17 protein-coding genes are annotated in these 20,463 nt (G+C 46.2%); 13 read left to right on the forward strand and 4 right to left on the reverse strand.

The window, feature by feature from the left end:
- Positions 1-131: 131 nt before the first annotated feature.
- Positions 132-2,030 (forward strand): hypothetical protein, encoded by a 1,899-nt coding sequence (locus tag QE390_RS12330; protein ID WP_307142352.1) that lies wholly within the window; start codon positions 132-134, stop codon positions 2,028-2,030.
- Positions 2,031-2,099: 69 nt separating this feature from the next.
- On the opposite strand, the gene QE390_RS12335 is transcribed toward QE390_RS12330, so the two are convergent.
- On the reverse strand, positions 2,100-4,553 hold the full coding sequence (locus QE390_RS12335; protein ID WP_106636260.1) for a thiamine pyrophosphate-dependent enzyme: 2,454 nt from the start codon (positions 4,551-4,553) through the stop codon (positions 2,100-2,102).
- Positions 4,554-4,850: 297 nt separating this feature from the next.
- Between QE390_RS12335 and QE390_RS12340 the strand changes: the two genes are divergently transcribed.
- From QE390_RS12340 to QE390_RS12350, 3 genes are all read left to right on the forward strand, one after another.
- A complete protein-coding gene (locus tag QE390_RS12340) occupies positions 4,851-5,243 on the forward strand; it encodes a DUF1573 domain-containing protein (protein WP_106636261.1) in 393 nt (130 codons plus the stop codon).
- A gap of 413 nt (positions 5,244-5,656) precedes the next feature.
- A complete protein-coding gene (locus QE390_RS12345) occupies positions 5,657-6,247 on the forward strand; it encodes an RNA polymerase sigma factor (RefSeq protein WP_106636389.1) in 591 nt (196 codons plus the stop codon).
- 5 nt (positions 6,248-6,252) lie between these two features.
- Positions 6,253-7,089, forward strand: coding sequence for an anti-sigma factor domain-containing protein (locus tag QE390_RS12350; RefSeq protein ID WP_106636262.1), 837 nt, complete (start codon positions 6,253-6,255; stop codon positions 7,087-7,089).
- Positions 7,090-7,265: 176 nt separating this feature from the next.
- On the opposite strand, the gene QE390_RS12355 is transcribed toward QE390_RS12350, so the two are convergent.
- Positions 7,266-7,784 carry a phosphoheptose isomerase gene (locus QE390_RS12355; RefSeq protein ID WP_106636263.1) on the reverse strand — a complete coding sequence of 173 codons (519 nt, stop codon included), beginning with the start codon at positions 7,782-7,784 and terminating at the stop codon, positions 7,266-7,268.
- A gap of 350 nt (positions 7,785-8,134) precedes the next feature.
- On the opposite strand from QE390_RS12355, the gene dnaG reads away from it, so the two are divergent.
- The 5 genes from dnaG to nuoK all read left to right on the forward strand — a co-directional run bounded on the left by dnaG (position 8,135) and on the right by nuoK (position 13,746).
- Complete coding sequence (gene dnaG, locus QE390_RS12360) at positions 8,135-10,174, forward strand: DNA primase (protein ID WP_307142353.1); 2,040 nt, start codon at positions 8,135-8,137, stop codon at positions 10,172-10,174.
- Between the two features lie 79 nt (positions 10,175-10,253).
- Complete coding sequence (locus tag QE390_RS12365) at positions 10,254-10,685, forward strand: hypothetical protein (protein ID WP_307142354.1); 432 nt, start codon at positions 10,254-10,256, stop codon at positions 10,683-10,685.
- A gap of 432 nt (positions 10,686-11,117) precedes the next feature.
- Entirely contained in the window at positions 11,118-12,848 is a 1,731-nt protein-coding gene (locus QE390_RS12370; RefSeq protein ID WP_307142355.1) for a 4Fe-4S dicluster domain-containing protein, read from the forward strand.
- 2 nt (positions 12,849-12,850) lie between these two features.
- Positions 12,851-13,387, forward strand: coding sequence for an NADH-quinone oxidoreductase subunit J (locus QE390_RS12375; protein WP_307142356.1), 537 nt, complete (start codon positions 12,851-12,853; stop codon positions 13,385-13,387).
- Between the two features lie 53 nt (positions 13,388-13,440).
- A complete protein-coding gene (gene nuoK / locus QE390_RS12380; protein WP_307142357.1) occupies positions 13,441-13,746 on the forward strand; it encodes an NADH-quinone oxidoreductase subunit NuoK in 306 nt (101 codons plus the stop codon).
- A 164-nt stretch (positions 13,747-13,910) separates the two neighbouring features.
- On the opposite strand, the gene QE390_RS12385 is transcribed toward nuoK, so the two are convergent.
- Together QE390_RS12385 and QE390_RS12390 are read right to left on the reverse strand one after the other, a co-directional pair.
- A complete protein-coding gene (locus QE390_RS12385) occupies positions 13,911-14,450 on the reverse strand; it encodes a DUF2911 domain-containing protein (protein WP_307142358.1) in 540 nt (179 codons plus the stop codon).
- 45 nt (positions 14,451-14,495) lie between these two features.
- The gene (locus tag QE390_RS12390; protein ID WP_307142359.1) at positions 14,496-15,053 is read right to left on the reverse strand and encodes an acyl-CoA thioesterase; all 558 of its coding nucleotides are present in this window, start codon (positions 15,051-15,053) and stop codon (positions 14,496-14,498) included.
- A 191-nt stretch (positions 15,054-15,244) separates the two neighbouring features.
- Between QE390_RS12390 and nuoL the strand changes: the two genes are divergently transcribed.
- From nuoL to QE390_RS12410, 4 genes are all read left to right on the forward strand, one after another.
- Positions 15,245-17,098 carry an NADH-quinone oxidoreductase subunit L gene (nuoL, locus tag QE390_RS12395; RefSeq protein ID WP_307142360.1) on the forward strand — a complete coding sequence of 618 codons (1,854 nt, stop codon included), beginning with the start codon at positions 15,245-15,247 and terminating at the stop codon, positions 17,096-17,098.
- Between the two features lie 9 nt (positions 17,099-17,107).
- Positions 17,108-18,766, forward strand: a complete 1,659-nt coding sequence (locus tag QE390_RS12400; RefSeq protein WP_307142361.1) for a NuoM family protein — start codon at positions 17,108-17,110, stop codon at positions 18,764-18,766.
- Between the two features lie 63 nt (positions 18,767-18,829).
- Positions 18,830-19,696 (forward strand): NADH-quinone oxidoreductase subunit N, encoded by an 867-nt coding sequence (locus tag QE390_RS12405; protein ID WP_307142362.1) that lies wholly within the window; start codon positions 18,830-18,832, stop codon positions 19,694-19,696.
- Positions 19,617-20,291, forward strand: coding sequence for an NADH-quinone oxidoreductase subunit N (locus tag QE390_RS12410; RefSeq protein WP_307142363.1), 675 nt, complete (start codon positions 19,617-19,619; stop codon positions 20,289-20,291). The genes QE390_RS12405 and QE390_RS12410 overlap by 80 nt, the downstream gene beginning before the upstream one ends.
- Positions 20,292-20,463: the final 172 nt, after the last annotated feature.

The raw sequence follows: 20,463 nt of genomic DNA on the forward strand, positions 1-20,463 counted from the left end.
TCTGGTCGTGACCGACTGGGGCTGAAAAGACGGAAAAATGAACCAACGTTTTACTAATTTCCGGGAAGAGTGTTTTTTTGTACCACCACGGATTTAAGGTCCGTATTCCACTACCTAACCCGGTCTGACTTTTGAAACGTATCATCCCCATCCTCTTTACGCATCCGTATGCCCGGCTGGGCTGGTGGACGGGAGCCCTCGTGTGCCTGTGCCACGTTTTGTTTTACGCTTTTGCTGAGGAAATCTGGTCCGTGTGGATTCCTCCCAGACCCGAAACGCTGACGCCTACCATTGCATATGGCATTACGGGGCTCTATACTTCCCAAACCGAACCCGACGGCATTGAGGCATTCGTACTGCACGGAATCCTTTGGCTGATCGTGGGGTGGGGCTTTCTTCAAACTACCTATTTCAATAAATGGCCCGTATGGCCCGCCATTGGGCTTTGTCTGCTGATCTTAGTGCGAGCGGGTTTCCACATGCCCGCCGATGGCTTTCTGTTCGGATCGGGCGTTAAATTTTATCCCGTATCGATAACGGCCTTGACTGCTTTCATGCTTTTGGTGTACGCAGCGGCCCGTCGCTACAAACCGTGGCAGGTAGGGCTGTGGCTGGGCCTACTCGCCATCCCGTGTTTTGTAGCCGGTGCTGCTCCGTCAGAATGGGATTATTCGTTCATTTTTGCTCCGGCATACGCCTGGATTTCCGGAGCATCGCTCCCGGATATTTACTTTCAATATGACCTGCTGCTGTCGGCAATAGCTGCCCTGTGGATGAAATCAGGCCTGGACCTGAGTCGGTTTCAACACCTGGGGCAAGCCTCTTTGTGGCTGTTCAGTACGGGGGTATTCTGGCTGGGAAAGGGCTTATTCAAAGAAACCCAACTGGCTCTGTATCTGCTCATAGTGGCTTTCATCATGCGGGTTTTTCCGTATTACACGGATGCTTACGCCGAGTTTCAGATGAGTCCGTTACGACTCGACTGGTGGCTGCCGGTGATTCTGGTCGCGTGGAAGAAAGGTACTCAGCACTGGGCCGTCGGACTGTTGCTGGCGGTGCTGGTATGCGTACACCGAAGTTTCGGAATCTTTTTCTCTATTGCTTACGTAGAATACATCGCCTTCCTGATCCTGACGGAATGGGCTGAACGTCAGTTCAACGTAACTGTTCTGAAGGAGATCGTACGGAAAGCCATGCAAACGTACGCCCTTTCCATTTCGTTGATTCTAGTCGGATTTTTAACGACGTATCTGATTTTCGGGAATATTCTTCCCACGGGTATGCGGATCTACCAAAGTCTGAAGATTGGCTTCATGCGGGTACATGAAACGTCCTTTTTCTGGTATGTTGCCGGAATTTTGGGCTTAACTACGGCCACCCTTTGGTCGTGCCGAGCCCGTCTGTCTGCTACCTATTTCCATACGGCGTTATTGCTCATCATTCTTACGATCAGTAATTTATTGTATTTCCTGGGACGAAGTCACGAACACAACTTGCCGAACAGTTCGGGGCCCGTGGTGGTCGTTTTGTTTATCTGGATGGATTTACTGTGGAGAGCATCTGAGCATAAGCCATCGGACAACCCCGTTTTTCGAATGATACGGTTCCTGCCCCTCGCCGTCATCTGGTTTGTGGGAATCGCTTACACGGTGGGAATAAAAGATAAGGTACGGGGCATGGCGATCAACCTGCGGCAGGGACACCTCATTTATCCATTCATCCGTCCTACGGAGCAACGGCTGCAGCAGATTCGATTACTTACGAATCATAGCCCGAAGGTGTATTTTTACGATAAAAGTCTGGGAAAAGATTTCTGGTATACCTTCGACGGAGGTTACCAGCCCGTTGGGTATTTTCAACCTTATTCGGCATGGGCACTCATGCCGGACTTACTTTCCTTTCTGCAAAACCTGCTCGATCAAGGTTATTATCTGGTCACTGAAACATCTACGGAAGCCGATGCAATCTTACCGCATCTTCACTTTAGAACGAAGGTTACTAAAGATGGATTTATTGTCGTCTCCAATTAAGCAATAAGACTTTGAGTCAAAACAAAGCGGGAGCTACTTCGGTAGCTCCCGCTTTGTTTTGACTCAAACTTAGGGATTATTCCACCAGCGACCGCCTGAAAAAGTCCAGTCGCTAATTTCATAGCCCAGGGCCGGAAAGCGACGAGGATCGCATTCGTGCATGATGTTGTACGCTACGTCAAACACGTCTTCGGTATTGGGTTTCGAGAAATAATCACCATCGGTGGTATAAGCCGGGCGATGCGGATGAGCCGTGAGCGTTTGCGGGCTGGCATCCAGATACCGAAATACCTTTTGTTCGTCCAGAATTTTGTGTAGCATAAAGCCTGAAGCTCCACCGGGCATATCTTCATCGGCTACAATCAGACGATTGGTTTTCTTCACTGACTCTGCGATGGTATGTGTTAAATCAAAAGGTATTAAGGTCTGTACATCAATGACTTCTGCCTCAATTCCAGCTTTTGCTAACTGCTCGGCTGCTTCCAGCACAATTCGGCACATCGATCCGTAGGTAACAATGGTAATGTCGGTTCCTTCCCGAAGAATCTCAGGTTTTCCCAGAGGCAAACAGAATTCTCCCAGATTGGAGGGTAACTTCTCTTTGCTACGGTACATATTCAGAGGTTCAACAACCAGAGCAGGATCGTCGCCGCGTAATAACGTATTATAAAAGCCAGCGGCTTGCGTCAGGTTTCGGGGAACAACGAAGTGCATGCCGCGTAAGGCATGGAGTAGCACCGCCATGGGGGAGCCGGAATGCCACACACCTTCCAGTCGGTGCCCACGGGTACGGACAATAACCGGAGCTTTTTGTCCACCCGCAGTGCGGTAATGCAGACAGGCCAGGTCATCCGAAAGTGTAGCCAATGTGTAGAGCATGTAGTCTACGTACTGAACCTCTACAATCGGGCGTAACCCACGCAAGGCGGTTCCAATTCCCTGACCAATGATCGTGGTTTCGCGTATACCAGTATCAGTTACCCGAATTTCGCCGAATTTGGCCTGCAAGCCCGCCATGCCCTGATTTACATCGCCGATTCTACCCACGTCTTCGCCGATAGCAAAAATGCGGGGGTCATTGGCGAAAAGAGCTTCAAAATTTTTATTGATGATTTCCCGGCCATCCAGTAAAGGAGCGTCATCGGCATACACAGGAGCGACGGTAGGCACCTGCAAAGGCGATTCGTCGGACTGGCTGTATAAAAACGTATTGAAGCGTTTCCAGTTGTCTTTCTTCGTTCGGTCTAACCATTCCGTCAGGATGTGCTTGGCGGGCGAGTCTTCGAATCGTAGCATACGAACGGCCCGTTTTACGCCTTCAATAACATCGGAACGTACCGGATTCGCTTTTTGCTGAATTTGGGTCCGAATAGCCAGAATTTCATCCCCTGAACGGCTGGATCGGGCGGCCTTTGCCAGAGCTTCCAGAGCTTCGTTCAGATCGGGTTGGAGAGATTCAAGATAGGATTTCCAGGCGGCATCGCGGCCTGCTTTAGCGGCTTTGGCGGCTTCGGCTTCAATGGCTGCGAGTTCTTCTTCCGTAGCAAAACCATTTTCAAGAATCCAGCTTTTGAACTGACGATTACAGTCCATTTCCACTTCCCAGGCCAGTCGCTCGGCGGATTTATACCGCTCGTGTGAGCCTGAGGTCGAGTGGCCCTGTGGTTGAGTTACTTCCTGCACGTGAACCAGACAGGGGACGTGTTCGGTGCGGGCCAGTTCGGCGGCTTTTTGATAAGCCTCTACTAACCCCGCGTAATCCCAGCCTTTTACTTTTATAATTTCCAGACCCGGTTTTTCGGCTGTACGCTGAAAACCAGCCAATGCTTCGGAGATACTTTCTTTAGTGGTTTGGTAACGTACCGGAACCGAAATGCCGTAACCATCGTCCCAAACCGAGAAAACTACCGGTATTTGTAAAACACCAGCGGCATTAATAGCCTCGAAAAACATGCCTTCGGAGGTCGAAGCGTCGCCGATGGTAGCAAAACAAACTTCATTTCCATGAATGGAAAAGTCAGTAATCGAATGTAATTCAGGATTTTCGCGGTAGAGCTTTGATGCATAACCTAAACCAATGGACCGGGGAATTTGCCCGGCTGTGGGAGAAATATCAGAAGCGATATTATAGCGGGGCGTTTGCGGTAACCAATGGCCCTGCTCATCCAGATGACGCGAGGCATAATGGCCATTCATCATTCTGCCGCCCGTGTTGGGTTCAGCTTCAACGTCGGTATGAGCGTAAATCTGAGCAAAGTACTGTTGCCAGGTTAATTCGCCCAGGGCTGCAACAACGGTTTGGTCGCGGTAATAGCCTGATCTCCAGTCACCTTTGCGAAAAGCATGGGCGAGTGCAATTTGGGCCAATTCTTTGCCGTCCCCTGTGATTCCGAACTTTGCTTTGCCCATGAACACTTCCTTACGGGCTAACAAACTGGCATGACGACTTTCCCAGGCGATGCGGTAATCGAGGAGAACTTGCTCTTTAGAAAGTACAACGCTGTCAAGGGTGGCTTGTTCCATCGAAAAAAGCGGTTTGTCAGGTGAATACAAATCAGGCAAATGAATTTCAACATGAAAAGTTTGCCCTGTAACCTCGTGTTAAAAAGATTTTCCTTTAGCAAAAGGAATTTTTAAACCCAGGTACGATGTTTGTAAAAGTAAAAATAAAGGAAAAGAATCGAGCATTCCAAACGAGAGGGTTCTACCGAAAATATCCATTAACATATCATTAACACCCGACGATTTTGTGTGGGATATAGTTCCCCTTACTTTTGTTTCGATCATACTCTTGTAACCAAACCATTTTATTTCAATCTAATGAAAAAGCAACTTTTCTTCTTACTGGCCTTTTTCCTTATTTCAGCTGGTGCTTTTGCTCAGGGCAAAATTAAAGTAGACGCGGAGACGAAAGATTTCGGCAAAATTGCTCAGGGCACGCCCGTAACGCATGAATTCGTGGTAACGAACACGGGTAAAGCTCCTGTCGTAATCAGTAACGTAACGGCTTCCTGCGGTTGCACTACTCCGAAATGGTCACAGGCTCCAATCCTTCCTGGTAAAACCAGCAAGGTAAGTGCTACCTATAATGCCGCTTCTGTAGGGCCTTTCAACAAGCAGATCACGGTATATAGCAATGCAGAAAATAGCACAGTGACCATGTTCCTGAAAGGTGAAGTTCAGCAGAAAGCTGCTGCCAAAGGAGTCAGATAATAAAAGTTTACCGCTAGTAAAGGTATAAAGGAGATAAGTTTTGAACTTATCTCCTTTTGTTTTGTATTGATAGTCAGGTATTTAATGATGATTTTGAATATTTTATGAAAAAATTTAGCATTTTATTAAATCCGACAGGAAAAGAAATCCCGTATCTATAATCGGACAACCGAAACTGCTCAATGGTTTACTTCGGTAAGGCTTGAGTAGTAAATTAAAGGTGTGGGTTAATTCATTTCCGGTACAAAGGGCTTCTCTATAGGGGCCCTTTGTCTTTTTTAGGCTTATGGAGTTAAAAATTTAAAAAAGGAGATCATTATTAAAACTAAGCAGGACCTGAAATAGTATGATTAATTGAATTTTTACCTCTCATCCTGTTAGTTTTGTTCAGAATATCTTAAGTGAGCTTTCTTTTGGGAAAAAAACGCATTGTTGTCGCTGAAAATGATCTAGTTGGCCTGCTCCGTGAGCGGGATCAACGTGGATTTACTATCTTATATGATAATTATTCTTCCGCCCTCTACGGGGTTATTTTTAAGATCGTCAAGTCTGAAGAAACAGCCGCTGACGTCATGCAGGAAGCATTTGTAAAAATTTGGCGAAATATCGATTCCTACGAGCGTTCAAAAGGCAGTTTATTCACCTGGATTTTGAATGTAGCCCGAAATACAGCCATCGATAAACTAAGATCTCAGGATTATCAACAAAATACTCAAAACCAACCGCTTGAGTATTTCGTAAGTGTTGTTGAAGAAGAGAATCCAGTAGAGCATCAGGTTGATGCCATTGGAGTTCGAAAAGTGGTCAGCCAACTTCGTCCTGAGTACCGCTCTATTATTGAATTGGTTTACTTTCAGGGTTATACTCAAGCCGAAGTTTCTGAAGAACTCGATATTCCCCTTGGTACGGTGAAAACTCGGGTTAAAGCGGCCCTGGCTCAACTCCGAACACTGATTACTCTCCTTTTGATGTTTTTGTATTTCACCACCTACATTAATTCTTAAAAAAATTGAATGAGCATGAAATAGTTTCGTCTGGCTTGCTGGAAAGCTATGTGCTGGGAATTACTTCGCAAGAAGAAACCACGCAAGTGGAAAAACTTTTATCAACGCACCCTGAATATCAGTCACAGGTCGACGACATTCGGGAATCACTGGAATCCTTCGCGTGGCAGCACGCCATTGAACCTCCGGTGGCTGTACGGGAGAAAGTACTAGGAAGTATTCAGGAGTTGGCAGCAGGCAAGGTTATTCCGATGACGAGGTCATCTTTGCATAATCTGACCAACCAACGTCCCGGCCTATCGGTGACCAAAACGCTGGTGTCTTCCCGTAACTGGGTAGCTGCCGCTGCGGTAATTATGGTATTGAGTGTTGTAGGAAATATCTTTCTTTTCAAAGAATTAAAGGCTTCGGAAGATATGGTAGCTACGTTGGAATCTAATAACACCCAACTGGCTAAAAACCTTGAAGTAAACAAAGCCAGCTTTATGCAGGCCCGCCAGGAAATTGCGGTATTACAGAACCCTGGTACGAAAATGATGAAGCTCCAGGGTGAACCGATTGCTCCAACGGCCTTTGCGATGTTATACTGGAACGATGCCAAGCGGGAGACGTATATGGCTAATGTACAGTTACCATCGGCTCCAACGGGCAAGCAGTATCAAATCTGGGCCATCGTGGATGGAAAACCTGTAGACGCCGGGTTATTCGATCAGGCCACCAGTATGCAGAAAGTAAAAAGTATCAACGGAGCTAGTGCCTACGCAATTTCTCTGGAACCCGAAGGAGGAAGTCCGCAAGCTGGCCCAACCGGACAGGTTTATCTGAAAGGATCGTTGAACTAGTCTGTTTGAATAGGTAGTAAAAAAGGTGACCCCAACATAATGGGGTCACCTTTTTTGTTTGAGAAAATTTGAAGTGAATAAAACTTCCCGAAAGTTTAAGTCTTCTGGAAGTTACCTCTTAATGGATAAAGCGAAAAAATAATCCAACCTTATTTAACCCACTCAAACTCTATTCTTTATTTCCGCTGGAAGTCATCCTGAACGCGAACGATGTCGTCTTCGTCAGAAGGATTCGTTGGATCGGTGTGTTGCCAGATTTCGGCTACGATACCCCAGTTTTCCAGGCCAATCAGACGGTGGCGTTCGCCTTGTTGCAGGGTAATTAATTCGCCGGGTTCGTAGCTACGCGTTTCACCTTCTTCGTCGGTAGGGCTGGTCATTACCGCAACCGTTCCAGCTACTACCCGCCAGATTTCTGCCCGACGGAAGTGGTACTGCCAGGAAAGACGTTTTTCGGGACCTACTACCAGAATTTTAGGGCTCAGTTTGGCGAAACCTTTCAGGTCTTCCATTTGAACCATAGGAAAATACGTGCTGACAAACTGCTCCGTTTGGGCTTCATCAATAACGAAAAAACCGCCCCAGGGACGAGTCTGATCCTGAGTAGCAATAGTTAGTCCGTGGCTGGCAAGTTCGGCAGCGATTTTATCGAACAGTTCAGCTTTAGAAGTTTCAGCAGAGAAAGACAGATTCATGGATGTTATAGAATGATTAATGATAAGCTAAAGAGGAATGAGCTCTAGTTCGTTTGCAAAGTACTAAAACTTTCACGGCACCCGTACCGAACCAAGAACAGAAATTTTCAGAAAAGCCCATACCATGCCCCGTAGAGATACGATTCATTGCGTCTGGATATAAAGGCGGTTTCTATTGTATTGGCATCTTTGGTAGGAGATTGATTGGGTCTATTTAAACGATGATTTCTGTTTTGTTTAAAACGATTCCCATTCCCGGTCAGCCGCGATGATTCGCGTTTATACCAGAATCTGGAAATTTTCAAACGGCAAACGGCAAACAGACAACCCTCAACTCACTATCTTTGATTATGCGAATACCTCAGGAAACGGTTCAACTGATTCAGGAAACCGCCGATATTGTTGATGTTGTGAATGATTACGTCACCCTAAAAAAGCGGGGGGCGAATATGATTGCCTGTTGCCCTTTTCACAATGAGAAAACACCCTCGTTTAACGTGAACCCATCCCGGGGCATTTTTAAATGTTTTGGTTGTGGAAAGGCCGGGGATTCCGTTAAGTTTATCATGGAAATCGAGGGTATTGGTTACCCCGAGGCTCTGCGTCATCTGGCCAAAAAATACGGCATTGAGTTAAAAGAAACGGAGCAAACGCCCGAAGAGGTTCAGTCGCAGAATGAGCGGGAGAGTTTATACATTGTTCTCGATTACGCAAAAAAATTCTATCAGGATAAGTTACTGAAGTCGGATGAAGGGCAATCCATTGGCCTGAGTTACTTTCAGGAAAGAGGCTTTCATACGCAGACGATTAATCAGTTTGAACTGGGGTATGCTCTCGAAAGTTGGGATGCCTTTACTAAAGATGCTCTTCAGCATCAGTTTCAAATTGAGTTATTGGAAAAAGCAGGCTTATCCATCCGCCGTGATTTGGATGGACGGCCCGATGCCCGCGTGTTTGACCGCTTTCGGGCGAGGGTAATCTTCCCCATTCATAACGTTTCGGGGAAGGTCATTGCCTTTGGTGCCCGGATTCTAAAAGCCGATAAAAATCAGCCGAAATACCTTAACTCGCCGGAAACGGAAGTTTACCACAAGTCCAATATTCTGTACGGAATTTATCAGGCTAAAAATGCCATCCGTAATGAAGACGTGGCTTATCTGGTGGAGGGGTATACTGACGTTATTTCGCTGCATCAGTCGGGTATTACGAACGTCGTGGCTTCGTCAGGAACGGCCCTGACTGTTGAGCAAATCCGTCTGATTAGTCGCTTTACCCAGCATATTACGGTATTATACGACGGGGATGCCGCTGGTATCAAAGCTTCCTTACGCGGACTGGATCTGATTCTGGAAGAAGGCCTGAACGTAAAGCTCTGCACCTTTCCCGAAGGCGAAGACCCGGATAGTTACGTTCGGAAAATTGGCGGAGAAGCGTTTAAAGCCTATTTACAAAAAAACTCCGTTGACTTTATTCGGTTCAAGGCCGAGGTATTATTGCAGGACGCCGGAGACGATCCCTTTCGAAAGGCAGGCGTGATCAAGGAAATGGTGGAGAGCATCTCCAAAATTCCCGATGCCATTACCCGTCAGATTTTCTTCCAGCAGACCGCTCGGTTGATGGATTTATCCGAAGAAACGCTCATTGCAGAAGCCAACAAGCGGGTGCGGGAGCGAATCAAGAGCGATAATAAAACCCGTGAGCGGCAGGAGCGGCAACAGGAATCTCCTTCGCCACCCATCGACTTGCCACCCGGTGTGAGTGGCTTTAATAGTGATGACGAGCCGGATTTTGCCGAGTTAATGGCAGTTGAGCAGGTGAAGCAACCTACCGCTCCACCCAAGCGTTCGCCTTTATCTTATCAGGAAGAAGAGTTTTGCCGATTGCTGGTTTTATACGGTACGATCATTATTGAAACAGAAATTCGGGAAGAGGGTAACCATGAGGTTTCACTGATGGAATACATGGTTGGGCAGACTTATGATCTGGAATTTGAAACGCCTGTGTATCAGCAATTCATGACCATATTTCGAGCAGCGGATCAGCAACAGATGTATCCTGATACTAATTTTTTTCTGAACCATACTGAAGAACTGATTCAACAAACCAGCATTGATTTTGTCTCAGAACGCCATCCTTTAAGCGAAAACTGGGCAAAAATGCACGAAATCTACATTCCACACGAACGGGATTTACTCGATAAGATTGCTCACGGTTGTATTCTGCGATTAAAGAAAGCGTTCAACGATCAGCGGATGAACGAAATCAAACATAAATTGACGGTAGTAACCCAGGCCAATGAACAGGAAGAGTTACTAATTCAATTCATGAAAATGAAACGAATTGATCAGGCTTTGGCAAAAGAATTGGGAATTGTGGTAACGGGCCATTAACTAAGTTATTCGACTGCTTTGAATAAGCGGTAATGTCTGGGAGTGAATTCATCGCTACTTATGTAAAAAATAATAGCTTATGAATGCACTCCTTTTTCATGATAAAACGCAGCCCGTGCGTTCAGTAGTCAAAGCTTTGGTTATTATGCTCTGGTTCATGAGTGGCATTACAGGCTTTTACACCTATTCGCTTGGGGTATGCCTCACTCCTGATATTCAGCTAAACGTCGCTATGGTGGTAATCAGCTTATATTGGGTATATAGCTTGCAGTTCACGCGAAAATTAGCTCTGAGTTTTTTGGTAACAGGCTTATTATTACTCTGGGTAAGTGATCTGTTATGCCAACAAAATGCGATGTTAGTACGCTGGGTTTCCATAACAATTTTCACAGCAACCAGTATGAGTCATCTGGGAATAGCTACAGGTAACGCGAATTTCTGGTCTCTACTAAGGATACAAATCTTTCACGGGCCACTGGAATTGCTGGACTGGGTAATGAAGAAAGCTTAATAATCTATCGTGAGAAAACCTATTTACTTGACCGCTAGCAGCGGCAAACAGGGTAGTGTTAACTTAACTTACGATTGCCCATAAAAGCTATTTACTTAACCGCTACCAGCTTTTTCGCTGGTAGCAACAACGTCTTTGAGGATAGTAGTTTCACTGTTGTCCAAGCTAAGTGCTGTCAGCAAAAAGCTGGCCGGGCCACGTTGGCAGCGGCAGATAGAATGGTTCCGTAGACTAACTATACAAATCCTTCTATTAAGAACTATTCTAAAAAAGATTAACTATGGCTATCTAAAAGGGTGGGCATTTGTGTTTATAAGTGTACTTTTGCGAAGAAGGTGTATTTAGAATATAGGGTAAGTCGACTCAAGAAATGGGGGAACTCCCCAGCCGGGCCAGGGGTTAACTATAGATGAGTCGAAATTAGTTTATCTGATGCAAGAACGAGATGAATCTTACTGGGGTACGATCAAACGGGGAATCCAGACGAGCCTGAAAGGGCTTCAAATTTCACTGCGACATTTGAAGGATTCGACCCGTCGTCGTAAACCTATATATGTAGACGATCCCAATTATTTTAAGCAGGATACCGGAATGGTCACCCTGCGTTATCCTTACGAGGCCATTCCCGTACCGGATAATGGACGCTACCGTTTGCACAATGAAATGGACGATTGCATCGTCTGCGATAAATGTGCGAAGGTTTGCCCCGTGGATTGTATTGAAATTGAGCCCATCCGGGCAACCGGTGAAGTAGGTAAGGCTTCGGATGGCTCGTCCATACGTTTGTATGCTGCCAAATTTGATATTGACATGGCTAAGTGCTGCTACTGTGGACTTTGCACGACGGTGTGCCCCACGGAATGCCTGACCATGACCAAAACCTACGACTATTCGGAGTTTGACATTCGGAATATGGTGTACCATTATACGAATCTGACTCCCGAAAAAGCCGAAGAGAAAAAACAGTTATATGATCAGTTCCTGGCGGAAAAAGAAGCGGCTAAAGTAGCCAAGCCTGCTGCCAAAGCAGTAACGGAAGAAGTAAAACCCGCCGCCCGCCCGGCGTTTAAACCCGGCTTTAAGAAAACGACCGAAACCGAAGCTCCTCAGGAAGTAGAGGCAAAATTGGAAGAGGCGAAACCCGCTCGTCCGGCGTTTAAGCCTGGTTTTAAGAAAAATGTAGAAGAACCCGAAGCAGAGAAAACCGCTTCTGAGGAAGTGAAACCTGCGGCTCGTCCTGCGTTTAAACCCGGCTTTAAGAAAACGTCGGCTGCTGAAGAACAGACTTCCGAACCCATAAAAGCTTCGGGAGAAGAAACACCAGCCATCACGGAGGAACCGGCTAAGAAATCGACGAGTTTCAAACCCTCGTTTAAACGAAAAGAAAGCGAACCTTCGGCGGATAAAGAGGCATCAGCAGAAGCCCTCAAACCAGAAACAGAAACTCCCGCCCCTAAGAGTTTTAAACCCGTCTTTAAAAAACCGGAAGCGGAGCCAGTAGAGCCTACGATTGAAGAACCGAAAACGGAAGAAAAACCTGCTACTGGCGGTAAAAGCTTTAAGCCGGTCTTTAAAAAGGCCAATGCTGAATCGGTAGCTCCTGAACCAGAGGAAACATCAGAAGAACCAGCGACTACCGGCGGCAAAAGTTTTAAACCCGTTTTCAAGAAAAAAACGGCAGAACCAGAGTCACCCGATCTTGTAGCAGAGATTGCAAAAGTTGAAGAAAAACCAGCCGAACCGATTGCGGGAGGGGGCAAAAGCTTCAAACCCGTCTTTAAGAAAAAGACTGTAGAGGAATTATCGGAGTTACCCGCAGAAACGAAAAATGAAGAACTGGAGGCTCCAGCAGTAACGGAAGAACCGGTTCGAAAAAGCTTTAAACCCGTATTCAAAAAGCCTGCGGTGGAACCCGTTGAATCTCCTTTACAACCTTCATCACCTGAGAACGAAGTGACGGAAGAGCCGAAAGAAGAACCTGTTCGGAAGAGTTTTAAGCCTGTATTCAAGAAAAAAGTAACAGAAGAACCTGCCGCTGAAACGCCCGTGGAACCAGCTTCCGGGGGAAGTGAATCGGATGCCGAAAGGCCTGCGGAAGAAGCTTCGAAGCCAAGTGGTGGTAAGTCTTTCAAACCCGTTTTCAAACGTCCCAAACCTGAGTAACGATGCAGGCTTTTGTGTTTTTGTTTTTCATGATACTAACGCTCGGTTCGGCGGTATTTGTGCTGGTGAGTCGGAACGTACTTTATTCGGCTTTTAGTCTGATGGTTACCTTTTTAGGAATTGCAGGCTTATACGTCTTCGCTGGAGCTGATTTCCTGGCGGTTACTCAAATTATGGTGTACGTTGGGGGGATTCTGGTATTACTCGTTTTCGGAATCATGTTGACCCGTAATAAAGCCGACCGGGGTACGAATCAACCAAATACTGTAAAAACTGAACACCGTCGAACCTTTTGGGGAATTCTGGCGGCTGGTGGAATTTTCGCGATCTTATCGACAATCCTGTCGAAAGCTCATTTTCAGCGAGTTGAGCTGGATCATTACGAGGCTATCGAACGAAAAACAACGGTTCATGACTTAGGCGTTGGAATAATGACGAATTACGTTTTGCCCTTCGAAGTAGCCGGAATCTTATTAATGATTGCTCTGTTAGGGGCTGCCTATTTATCCGGTAAGACCCAAAGTATAGGCAATAAGTAAAGAAAAAAGAAGAGGGGGACTTAGTAACTCAAAACCCTAAACTCAAAATACTGATGATCATTCCTTTATCCTATTTTTTGCTAACGGCGGCGTTGCTCTTTAGTATTGGACTAGCGATTGTCATCATCAAACGCAACGCCATTGTAGTACTGATGGGAGTGGAATTGATGCTGAACGCTGCTAATCTGAACCTCGTCGCTTTCAGCCGTTTTGATCCTGATTTGACGGGGCAGTTTTTCAGCCTATTCGTCATCATCGTAGCCGCCGCCGAAATTGTGGTAGCCTTAGCCATCGTGCTCAAAGTCTTCCAGCATTTCAATACCGTCCATCTGGATGAAGTCGCAGAAATGAAAGATTAAGCAGGGTTTGAATTGAGGTTTGAGTATTTGATGAAGTTAGACGCAGTGCTCTCCGTCCAAAACTCCGTAATTAATTAAAAGGAAGCGGTCGTTAGAATCATCTCTAACGACCGCTTCCTTTTTAACTCAAAATCCCAAACACGAGACTCAAAACCTATGAACTCTCATTGTACTCTAATAGGCACCCTTACTTCCGTATGGTCCCAGTGGAGTAACATATTCGTACCGTCCAGTTCTGGAACGAAGCTTATTTCGAATAACTCCTGCGATTGAGAAACCTGATAGGCAGGAACCGTCGCCCGAAACAAATCTTTACTGGCATCGTATTCCGTGCCCCATTGCCCTGTTTCCTGATTGATTACCACTTGCCAGTTCTTAGGGCCGGGAATAGTCCAGATGGTATATTCTCCGGCTTTCAACGGCTTTCCAGCTAAACTTACATCTTTATTAATCACCAGCAGAGTAGCTTCATTAGCTCCTGTCCGCCATACTTTGCCATAAGGAACCAAGGCCTTGGATGAATCACCAAAAATCAATCGGCCTTTTTTGGCGGGCTGGCAGTAGTCCACCTGTACTTTCAACCCAGCCTGATTAAACTGAGCGTGAGATTCCTGACTGAATGACTTGGTATAATGTTTATAACTCCAATATCCGGTCCCGGTAAGGGTAAGTATGACGACTAGAGTAATTAATACTTTTCTCATGGATGCTGATGTATGCAAAAGGCAATGAAAGCGGATACTGACTATCTAACGTTCAAATTCCGAAAAAACGCAGCGTTCATTTGCCAGTAAAGGTAAACTTTCTTCTACCTCCAGAATCGTTTTAGCATTGTTTAATTCATCTTGATACATTTTCCGAAGTTCCTTTCGCTTGACAGCTTCCAGAAAACGCCGGGCTTCTTCGCGGGTTTCAAGTAATAAAGGAGGCACCAGTGTGGGTTGATTCGTTTCCTCATCTTTTGCCACCATCGTGAAATAACTGGTGTTGGTGTGCACTTTTACCCCCGTTTTAATAGACTCTGCGATGACACGTATACCCACAATCAGCGAACTTTTTCCAACGTAATTTACGGAAGCGAGCAAAGACACCAGTTGCCCAACCTCAACGGGCTGAAGAAACTCGACGTGTTCCACTGCTACCGTAACTACGTAAGTACCAGCGTGCTTGGATGCACAGGCGTAGGCCACTTTATCCATTAATGACAAAAGAATACCGCCGTGAATCTTACCGCCAAAATTAGCGTAACTCGGAATCATCAATTCGGTAATGGTGGTCTGGGAATAAGAAATAGGTTTTGGTTCCAAGGGCTTGCTCGTTAGGTGACACTCAAGGGATTAATTTATACATAGACTAAATAAATAAAAAAGAACTGCTTTTGTCTACTAAATCAATTGGTTTTACCAGCATCAGAACGGATATTTGCCAGCGAATTAACAAGCTTTACGGGACATTATTTCCCATGTAATGTTCTAATATCTCTGAATCGTTTCTATTCATGAACCCCGAACTACTGCTCTGGATTATCCTTCTCCTGCCGTTCGCTGGGTTTTTACTGCTCATACTTTCGGGAAAAAGTGCTAATACCTGGGCGGGTTGGCTGGGACTGGGCTTTTCTCTAGTTGGCTTTGGCTTAAGTTTCAGCACTACTCAACTTCCGACCATTGAAGTTACCCATACCTGGATTTCAGAAGCCTTACCCTTTACCCTCCGGGCAGACGATTTAACCCAGAAAATGCTATTACTGGTGTTATTTATTGCCTCCCTCGTGCAGTTATTCTCGCTGGAATACATGCGGGAAGATTCATCCCGGTTTCGGTATTTCGCTTTCCTGCAATTGTTTGTGGGCTCAATGCTGGGAATTTTACTGGCCAATAACCTTTTGATTCTCTATGTTTTCTGGGAGTTAGTAGGCTTAAGTTCATATTTACTCATCAGTTTCTGGTATACCAAACCTGAAGCCGTGCTGGCGGCAAGAAAAGCCTTTCTGGTCAATCGCATTGGTGATGTAGGGCTTGCTTTGGGCATTTTTGGTGTTTATAATCGCTTGGGAACGCTTGATTTTACAGCATTAACCACGCCTGAATTCATCGCCGACCCTTACTGGACGGCCATCGGTTTATTACTTTTCTGTGGAACCCTGGCCAAATCGGCTCAGTTTCCGTTGCACGTCTGGTTACCCGACGCCATGGAAGGTCCCACGCCCGTCTCGGCTCTGATTCACGCCGCGACGATGGTAGCCGCTGGCGTTTACCTGCTCGCCCGGATTTTCCCTATTCTCACACCGGAAGCCCTGATCGTAATAGCCATTATTGGTACGATTACGATGGTCATGGGAGCCTTATACGCCCTGACTCAGACGGATATTAAGAAAACGATGGCCTATTCTACCGTTTCCCAGTTGGGATTAATGGTATTGGCCGTTGGCGTAGGGGCCCCCCACGCAGCGATGTTCCATTTGTTTACCCACGCCTTTTTTAAAGCCGGGTTATTCCTGTCTTCGGGTTCGGTTATTCATTCGTTGCACCACGCTGGACACGGTTTTGATGCTCAGGATGTGCGGCTTATGGGTGGGCTTCGTAAAAAATTACCCGTTACTTTTATTGCCTATACCGTTTGTGCGGCAGCTTTATCGGGCTTGCCTTTCACATCTGGATTTTTATCGAAAGACGAGATTCTGCATGAAGCTTTCCACGCAACCGCTCATTCCTGGAAACTTGTTTTTCCTGTAGCGGCTACGATTTCGGCGGGCTTGACGGCCTTTTACATGGCTAAGCAATGGCGGCTGGTATTTTTTGGAAACTGGCGGAATGACCACCTTTCGTTGGAGAGTGTCCATGAATCATCCTGGTTACAGAAACTCCCGCTGGTATTACTGGCAGCTTTGTCCCTGCCTTTTCTGTTTTCATGGAATCCTTTAGGAGAACACCTGAATTTAGGCGTGGCTCTGGGATCGACAGCGGTGGCCCTAATCGGAATTGTGATGGCCTGGATTCGTTATCGATCCATTGAGCGATTGGACCAGATAAGAGATGTGCCTTTACTGACGCTGGATCAGTTATATCATACCCTTATTGTTAATCCCTTTCTGAAATTCGCTGATTTCTGTACCTGGGTTGATCGGGTTATTGTGGATGGAATCGTGAATGCCAGTGCCAAATCGCAGGTGATTCTGGCACATTTGCTAGGGTGGCTGGATCGGTACGTTGTGGATGGAATCCCAACCGGGACGGCCTATGTCGTGGGTACAGTTGGAAAAGTAACCCGTCGTTTTCAGGGCGGACAAGTGCAGTCTTACATCGTGGCAACGATGCTGGGCTTAGCAGCTTTATTAATTTGGTGGACCTGGTAATTTGAAACAATGCCTATACTGACTACACTTATATTTTTACCCATACTTGGCTCCCTGCTCCTGCTTGCTCTTCCGCAGGCACTCAGGGCTACGTATCGCTGGATTACGGTTGTCCTTTGCGTTTTACATCTGGTCTTAAGCAGTTGGATCTGGCATACCTTTGATCCGCAATTGGTAGGGCATCAATTCATCGAAAATACCGACTGGATTACCATGGCTCTCGGGCAGTTTGGAATCGTCTCTATCGACTATTCTTTAGGGGTAGATGGGCTAAGTTTGCCGATGGTCTGGCTGACGAGCTTGGTGATGCTGGTAGGTGCCGTTTCTTCTTTTGAAATAAAAACGAACGAAAAGGCTTATTACGCTCTGTACCTGTTGTTAATGGGAACCGTCGTAGGCTGTTTTGTGGCTCTGGATTTATTTCTGTTCTTCCTCTTTTTCGAGTTCATGCTTTTGCCGATGTACTTCCTCATCGGTTTGTGGGGTGGGCCTCGTCGCGAATATGCGAGTTTGAAATTCTTTATTTACACGCTGGCTGGTTCGGTATTTATTCTATTGGTGATGATCGGTTTATACCTGTCCGTCATCGATCCGGCGGAAACGGGCCTGAGCATTGGACTGGTCTCCAACCCTTCAGAAATTACGCAAGATGTGGTTGCTCAGGTGCAAACGATGATTGCCCGCCAGCAAATCGACCCGGCTCAGTTAGTGCATACCTTTGAGATTCCGTACCTGAATGACGGTCGGAATTTCGTACCTGAATCGCTACTAAGCACCCTAGCCGGACACGAAATCTTTGGCTTGTCGGCCCGACTGGTTGCCTTTCTGCTTTTATTCATTGGTTTTGCCGTGAAGCTACCCATGGTGCCCTTACACACTTGGTTACCTGATGCTCACGTGGAGGCCCCTACGCCCATTTCGGTAGTACTGGCTGGTATTTTGCTGAAAATTGGGGGCTATGGGTTCTTCCGAATTGCCTATGAAATTTTCCCTGATGGAGCCATTTATTTCGCTTCCTGGATTGCGGGTTTAGGCGTATTAAGCATTGTGTACGGAGCCTTCAACGCCTTAAGTCAGAAGGATATGAAGCGATTAATCGCTTATTCGTCCGTTTCACACATGGGCTTTGTGTTACTGGGTTTAGCCGCTTTAACGCCCGAAGGAGCCAACGCCGCGATTTATCAGTTATTCTCACACGGCATCCTTTCGCCTATGTTATTCCTCGTCGTGGGAGTAGTGTACGCCCGTACGCACGACCGTAACATCGATCATTACCAGGGCTTGGCTTTAAGCATGCCCGCGTATACGGGCTTAACGGCTATTGCCTTTTTTGCTTCCTTAGGATTACCCGGGTTTTCTGGTTTTGTAGGCGAATTTTTTAGTCTTTTAGGAGCGTTTAATTCCATTTATATCCCGGTTTGGATGGTAGTTTTAGCGGGGTTTGGATTAATTCTTGGAGCAGGTTACTTCCTCTGGACCTTCCAGCGAGTATTCTTAGGAAAACGCTGGTCTTTATACGAAGAGAGTCTGTTACCCGATCTGAATTTCCGGGAAAAGATAATGCTGGTGCCCCTGGCTCTGCTTTCCCTTTTCTTCGGAATTTTACCCGGAACCGTCTTTAGTATTACCGAAGGGTACGTCATGGAATTCATGAAGCATTTCGGTTAGCCGCCAGAAATTCAAATTTCTTCAGATTTAACAGCCTTCGCGAAAGCCACGGCGATTGAATACATGCTTGAACAACTCGACCACATCATAGCCAGTTTGGCCCGCTTCACTCCCGAAGTCTGGCTGATGGCGGCATTTGTGGCTCTTATTAGCTGGGATTTAGTAACAACTGAAGTAAACGAAGAGGGGCGTGGTGGATTTTTCCATTTTCTTACCTTTCTCGTTTTTATTATTCTGGGCCTATTTGTTTACCACCAATGGCAAACCCAGTCGCCGGGTCCTTTATTCAACCAGATGCTGGTACTGGACGGTAAAGCTCTGTTCTTCAAAGCACTCATTACGTTTTCAGCCTTGATTGCGGTGCTGCATAGTTGGGTAATGAAACGTCGCTGGTCGGGGGAGTTTTTCTCCATTTTGGTGGGGATGGTCTTCGGTTTATTTCTGCTTTCCATGGCTACGAATCTACTGATGGTGTATGTATCGCTTGAAGTAGTTTCCATCTCCAGCTATATCCTTACCGCCTTCCGTGGCGATCGTAAAAGCTCAGAAGGAGGGATGAAATACGTGCTGTTTGGTTCCGTAGCTTCGGGACTCATGCTGTATGGCATGAGCTTGCTCTATGGCTTAACCACCACGCTTGATTTTACCAATCCAGCCTTTGGACGAATCCTGGTAAATGTTGATCCGCTGGTATCGGCTTCGGCTCTGATCCTGGCGATGAGCGGGTTACTATTCAAAATCTCGGCTGTGCCTTTCCAAATCTGGAATCCTGACGTGTACGAAGCGGCAGACACGCCCGTAGTCTCGTTCTTTTCAGTGGCTCCCAAGGCAGTGGCTTTTTTTGGTATTAATGCGTTTGTTCAGTGTATTACCGCTGAATTTTCAGCCCGTGCTGGCCGTTATCTCGTTGGTAACCATTACCATTGGTAACTTTTCCGCTCTCTGGCAAACCGACGCTAAGCGGCTCATGGCGTATTCATCCATTGCTCAATCGGGTTTCGTTTTGGTAGGCTTGGTGGCTTTTTCAAGTCTGGGGAACCAAACTGCCATCTTTTATCTGGCTACGTACTTATTCGGAACCATGGCGAGCTTCTTATTGATTGATGCCTTATCGCCTTCCCTGAGCAAAAACAGCGTATCCATTTCCAGTTTTAACGGCATTGGAAGGCAACAGCCGCTGGCTGCTGTCCTTTTAACCATTGCTTTCCTGTCCCTGGTCGGCTTACCTTTAACGGTGGGCTTCTCGGCCAAACTTCTCGTATTTAGTTCTTTGTGGGAAGCTTACCAGCAAAGTAGCCAAAATCTGTTCCTGATCCTTTTCGTTTTTGGGTTACTGAACACCGCTGTTTCGCTGGCCTTTTACCTGAAGATTCCTTTTGCTTTGTTTTTCAGAAAAACAGCTGAAGAAACGCCAGTCGTAACGCTGAGCTGGGGAGTAACCGTCTTAAGTCTGGTATTGACTCTCCCCATCATTCTGCTATTCCTCAAAACCGATTGGCTGATGAACTGGATATCGGGGTTATAGGGATATTTTATTGGGATAATGACATTTTTTGCGGTGGAAATATTTGGTTGGTCTGATTATTTTACTGAAATTTCTATTAAAAATACAGTCGTGTGGAAGTAAAGTAGATGCTTTTAGAGCTGAAGGTTACGAAAATTGAACAATTCCAAGTCCAATTCGGACGTTGAAGCGA

The sequence above is a fragment of the Siphonobacter sp. SORGH_AS_1065 genome, assembly GCF_030818595.1.
Taxonomy (GTDB): domain Bacteria; phylum Bacteroidota; class Bacteroidia; order Cytophagales; family Spirosomataceae; genus Siphonobacter.